Below are 3,685 nucleotides of genomic sequence, written 5' to 3'. Positions count from 1 at the left end.
CGAATGACCTCGTTGTTCTCCTTGCCCCCGGCCAGCACGTCCGCGTCGGGTAGGTTCGGCAGCGGATCAAGGAAGACCTGACGCGCCTGCTCCAGTTCGATGAGCCGCGCCCCGACGGCGGTCAGCTGCTCGCCCACGGCCGATGCTTCACCGTGCAGACTTGCCACGCCCTCGCCAACCCGCTGCCGTTTCGCGATCTCGCCCGAGATCCTCTTGCGCTCCCCACGGAGGCGTTCCATCTCAGCCCGCACCTGTCGGTAGTCGTCGTCCAGTCGAAGAAACTCGTCGAGGTCGACGTGGACCGCCCGCTTGGCTAGCGCCTGCTGGACACGGACTGGGTTCTGGCGAATCAGGGTGACATCGATCATCCTGCCGTGCTCCGTTCGATCAGTCATCATGACGTGATCCCTTGGGAGCGCGGGCGAGAAGGGGCAACTCGCGGTGCCACCGCGCCTTCGCCACCAGCAGATGGTGGCCTCATTCACGACCCGGTCACGGGGGTCAACCGGCGGGGCATTGGACCTTCCCTAAGGCCGTTCCTCCCCGCACTCGGGAGGGGATTCACCTGGGGCGCGAGGCTGCCTTCCCAGCTGCCAGCAGCTCTCTCGGCTCGCGTGATCCCTGGCTACTCGTCTCCGTCAACGCGTTGCCCGGAAGGATACGTACGCGGCGATCAGGTCCGCAATCGAGAAACGCTTCAGCGGCTCCCGCAGCGTCCAGGCTTCCCCTTTGCTCACGGCCACGGATGCCCAAGACCTCCTCGCCGTTGCTGCCATATCCTCCCCAGGTGGCAACGACCAAGGTTGACTGGGCGTACGAACTGGCTGGTGAGCTGCTGAGTCGCAGCCTCCCGCGCCGGTGGGCACACTCGCAGGGCGTTGTCGCTTGCGCCCAGACGCTGGCGCCGCTGGCCGGTAACAGCGCGGAGGTGCTGGAAGCGGCTGCGGTGCTGCATGACATCGGCTACGCGCCCCCGCTCGTCTCTACGGGATTCCATCCGCTGGACGGAGCACGGTATCTCCGGGACGTGCACGGGGCGGAGGGACGGGTTGTCCGCCTGGTCGCGAACCACTCGTATGCGCTGCTCGAAGCCGCGGAGCGTGGCCTCCGGACTGAGCTGGCCGACGAGTTCCCCCTCCTGGATGATCCGCTCCTCGTGAACGCGCTGGTCTACTGCGACATGACCACGACGCCGGACGGCCGACGGACGACGCCCCATGAGCGGCTGCAGGAGATCTTGGGCCGCTACGGCGAGGACAGCGTGGTCGGGCGTTTCATCCGCCAGGCCGCCCCGCACATCCACGCGAGTGTGGATCGGGTGCGGGCGGCAGCGGTCGAGGCCGGCGTGGAGCTGTAAGTCCGAGCGGTCAGCCGAGGTAGGGGTAAGCCCCGGTCAGGTAGTGGCCGATCTGCTCGTGCATGCTCGGGTGGATGTCGAGCTTGTCCAGGTCGTCCGGGTGAACCCAGCGCACGCCGTCGGCCTCCTCATTGACGGTGGGGTTCCCCCCTACGGGGCGGCCGATGTACACGGCCTCGTACTGCTGCCGGATCTCGCCGTCGGTGTACTCGATGATGTGCTCCGGGTTGGAGTAGACGCCGAGGAAGCCGGTGACCGCCGCGACGATGCCGGTCTCCTCCTCGCACTCGCGGACGGCGCACTGCGCCGGGCTCTCGCCGATGTCCTGGGCTCCTCCGGGCAGGGCCCACTGGCCGGTGTCGCGGCGTCGCTGGAGAAGGATGGCGCCTTCGTCGTTGACCACGAGCAGGTTGCTGGCGGGGATAAGGGTGTTGGCCTTGGGGGCCTTGGGGTCGTGGTAGTACTCGGTCCTGCCCACGGCAGTGCTACTCCTGTCTGTCGGGCGCCCAGGGGCGCGCGGATGCCCACACGGCCTCGAAGCTGTCGCCGTACCGCTGGAACCACTCCCCGCCGTCTATGTTGCGGAGCTGGAGTAGCGGGTTGGCGCTGGCCGGCTGGCCCCAGATGTGCGGGTTGACCATGAGGTGGTCGTCGTAAGGGTGAACATGGACGAACGATGGCACTCCGGTCTGACAATCGGGGCGAGATCGTGGAACGCATCGTCTGGGCAGGCAAGATGGCACTGCTGGTGGGGATTACGGGTTCTGTCGCCGCTGTCGTCACATACTGCCGTCACGGTCCGAACCCCTCAGCGCACCGGCAAACACAGCAGCATGAAGCCCGCCCCTCCCGAAATCGGGGAGGCCGGGCTTCATGCGTCGAATGAAGGACGGACACCGGCGTTCAGCCAGCCGGGGCGCGCAGGAGCCGGTCCCGCGTGCTCGCCGGCAGCACCCGGCGCAGGACCGGTGCGGTCGAGCTGAGCGAGGCGGCGAACGCGGCGACCAGGTCGTGCGGGACGCTGGCTGCGAAGGACGCCGCCCACAGGCACTGCGTGCCCAGCGCGGGCTCGGCCCATGCCTGCCATCCGGCCGGTCCCGCAGCGTCGGCCTCGGCGACCAGGGTGCGCGGGTCGGCGTCCTGGATGAGCGGCGGCACCTCGCCAAGGCTGATGTGCGAGGTGAACGTCGGGTCCGTCGCTGCCGCCTGGGGCTGGTCGATGTCGCGGAGCCAGCCGTGTGCGGCGACGGTGTCGAGGACCAGCTCGGGGCCGGCGAGCGGCAGGGCGGGCTGGTCGCGGGCGTCGAGCGCGACGAGGAAGTCGGTCACGGCCTCGCCGGGGACGTCGGGGGTGAAGTAGGCCGACCACTGGGCGAGCGGGTTGTTCGTGTCCGCACGGGCGGAGATCTGCCAGGCGATCGGCAAGTCGCCCAGGTGGAACGGCTCGTCCGCCAGGCTCCACTGCGCCCAGCAGCGCGCGTCGGGGCTGATGTGCAGGACGGTGCTGCGCAGGACCTGGCGGTCCTCGGGTGCTTCGTCCGGCTCGTGCCGTCCACGGACGATCGTCAGGCTCGTCCAGCCCAGGCCGGCGAGCGTGTCGGCGACGGTGTCGTAGAGGCGCCCATCGTCACCGGCCAGGTGCCGGGGGCCGACCCAGAACGCGAGCTGGCCGCCGCGTGGAGTGGACGGGTTGGGCGGGAATTCGGGGTACAGGGGCGCCTCCAAAGGGCTCGGTGCGGGTCTAGTTGCCGCCGGCACGGCGGCGGGGGCGGCGCGGCGGTGCCTGCGTGTCGCCCTGCCAGGTCAGAGCGACGGCGACCTCGGGCGGCAGATGGCCGAGCTGTGAGCCCTCGTCTCGGTCTTCGGCGAGGTAGACGACGGTTTGGCCGGTCTCGTCCACGGACTGCACGACTTGCGCCAAGCGGTGTGCCATCGGAAAGAACGGGTTCATGGCCTGGCGGACGGGAGCACTGCGGTCGCAACCAGACAGCAGGTCGATGAGATCGCCGACGGTCATCTCCGTGGACGTCATGAACGGCCTCCTTGGGTGAGGAAAACGGTGAGCGGTGGAATCAGCCGGCGGCCTGGCAGTCAGCCGGCCACCCTCCCAGCGAGGACTACGCGTGGGGCACTGTCATACGCGACGTGAGGTTTCCAGCACGCGCGCCACGGCGGCAGCGACGATGTCGGCCGGCGTCTCGGTGTCGAACGACAGCTGGTAGCCGGGTACGTTGGCCGTGCCGGTGACGGCGATCTTCCATCCCTCGCCGTCGGTGCCAGGACGACCGAGCGGGAACCAGCCGAGGTAGAACCGGCCGTCCTTGGAGC

General features: G+C 69.0%; 6 protein-coding genes and 1 pseudogene. 1 reads left to right on the top strand and 6 read right to left on the bottom strand.

The window, feature by feature from the left end:
- A pseudogene (locus AC5WS8_RS38975) lies at positions 1 to 368 on the bottom strand (serine--tRNA ligase); the annotation flags it as partial.
- Between the two features lie 419 nt (positions 369 to 787).
- Between AC5WS8_RS38975 and AC5WS8_RS38970 the strand changes: the two are divergent.
- Positions 788 to 1,357 carry an HD domain-containing protein gene (locus tag AC5WS8_RS38970; RefSeq protein WP_496108206.1) on the top strand — a complete coding sequence of 190 codons (570 nt, stop codon included), beginning with the start codon at positions 788 to 790 and terminating at the stop codon, positions 1,355 to 1,357.
- Between the two features lie 10 nt (positions 1,358 to 1,367).
- Here the strand turns inward: AC5WS8_RS38970 and AC5WS8_RS38965 are convergent, their stop codons facing one another.
- From AC5WS8_RS38965 to AC5WS8_RS38945, 5 genes are all read right to left on the bottom strand, one after another.
- Positions 1,368 to 1,835, bottom strand: a complete 468-nt coding sequence (locus tag AC5WS8_RS38965) for an NUDIX hydrolase (RefSeq protein ID WP_435612701.1) — start codon at positions 1,833 to 1,835, stop codon at positions 1,368 to 1,370.
- A gap of 7 nt (positions 1,836 to 1,842) precedes the next feature.
- Positions 1,843 to 1,998: a hypothetical protein gene (locus AC5WS8_RS38960; protein WP_199880944.1), complete on the bottom strand. Its 156-nt coding sequence runs from the start codon at positions 1,996 to 1,998 to the stop codon at positions 1,843 to 1,845.
- Positions 1,999 to 2,260: 262 nt separating this feature from the next.
- Positions 2,261 to 3,082, bottom strand: a complete 822-nt coding sequence (locus AC5WS8_RS38955; protein ID WP_006143135.1) for an SPDY domain-containing protein — start codon at positions 3,080 to 3,082, stop codon at positions 2,261 to 2,263.
- A gap of 16 nt (positions 3,083 to 3,098) precedes the next feature.
- Positions 3,099 to 3,389 carry a hypothetical protein gene (locus AC5WS8_RS38950; RefSeq protein WP_435612703.1) on the bottom strand — a complete coding sequence of 97 codons (291 nt, stop codon included), beginning with the start codon at positions 3,387 to 3,389 and terminating at the stop codon, positions 3,099 to 3,101.
- A 102-nt stretch (positions 3,390 to 3,491) separates the two neighbouring features.
- A partial coding sequence (locus AC5WS8_RS38945) for an SPDY domain-containing protein (RefSeq protein ID WP_496108205.1) occupies positions 3,492 to 3,685 on the bottom strand: 194 nt, incomplete at its 5' end.

The organism is Streptomyces sp. PTL18 (assembly GCF_059510295.1).
Note: the sequence above shows the minus strand (reverse complement) of the source record. Positions and strands in the feature narration are given on the sequence as shown.

Bases quoted from the DNA above. Each gene is read 5' to 3' on its own strand.
- AC5WS8_RS38960 (WP_199880944.1), bottom strand. From the start codon at position 1,998: ATGGTCAACCCGCACATCTGGGGCCAGCCGGCCAGCGCCAACCCGCTA.
- AC5WS8_RS38950 (WP_435612703.1), bottom strand. From the start codon at position 3,389: ATGACGTCCACGGAGATGACCGTCGGCGATCTCATCGACCTGCTGTCT.